The sequence below is a fragment of the Streptomyces canarius genome, assembly GCF_014650735.1.
GTDB lineage: Bacteria > Actinomycetota > Actinomycetes > Streptomycetales > Streptomycetaceae > Streptomyces > Streptomyces olivaceoviridis.
The window spans coordinates 1-902 of record NZ_BMVN01000202.1; the positions used below are offsets into that span (position 1 = coordinate 1).

Here is a 902-nt window from a genome sequence, read left to right on the forward strand (position 1 = left end):
ATCCGGGGGACGAACGGGCACTCCAACGGGATCGTGCCGTTCCTGAAGACGCTGGACGCCTCCGTGGCAGCGGTGAACCAGGGCGGCCGGCGCAAGGGCGCGGCAGCGGTCTACCTGGAGACCTGGCACTCGGACATCGTGGAGTTCCTGGAGCTGCGGGACAACACCGGTGAGGACGCCCGCCGCACCCACAACCTCAACCTCGCGCACTGGATCCCGGACGAGTTCATGCGCCGGGTCAACGCCGACGGGCAGTGGTCGCTGTTCTCCCCGGCCGACGTGCCCGAGCTGGTCGACCTGTGGGGCGAGGACTTCGACACCGCCTACCGCAAGGCCGAAGCGGCGGGCCTGGCGAAGAAGACCATCGCGGCCCGCGACCTGTACGGCCGGATGATGCGCACCCTGGCCCAGACCGGCAACGGCTGGATGACCTTCAAGGACGCCGCCAACCGCACCGCCAACCAGACCGCCGAACCCGGCAACGTCGTCCACTCCTCCAACCTGTGCACCGAGATCCTGGAGGTCACCAACGACGGCGAAACCGCCGTCTGCAACCTGGGCTCGATCAACCTCGGCGCGTTCGTCCACAATGGGGACATCGACTGGGAGCGGCTGGACGAAACCGTCCGCACCGCCGTGACCTTCCTGGACCGCGTGGTCGACATCAACTTCTACCCCACCGAGCAGGCAGGCCGCTCCAACGCCAAATGGCGCCCGGTCGGCCTCGGCGCGATGGGCCTACAGGACGTCTTCTTCAAACTCCGTCTGCCCTTCGACTCGGCGGAAGCCAAGGCTCTGTCGACGCGGATCGCCGAGCGGATCATGCTCGCCGCCTACGAGACCTCCACCGACCTCGCCGAACGCAACGGCCCCCTGCCCGCCTGGGAGAAGACCCGCACCGC

Annotated in this window: 1 protein-coding gene; it reads left to right on the plus strand. The window is 68.2% G+C overall.

What is annotated here, in order from left to right:
* The coding region (locus tag IE294_RS46875; RefSeq protein WP_189895407.1) for a ribonucleoside-diphosphate reductase subunit alpha at positions 1–902 on the plus strand (902 nt) is incomplete at both ends.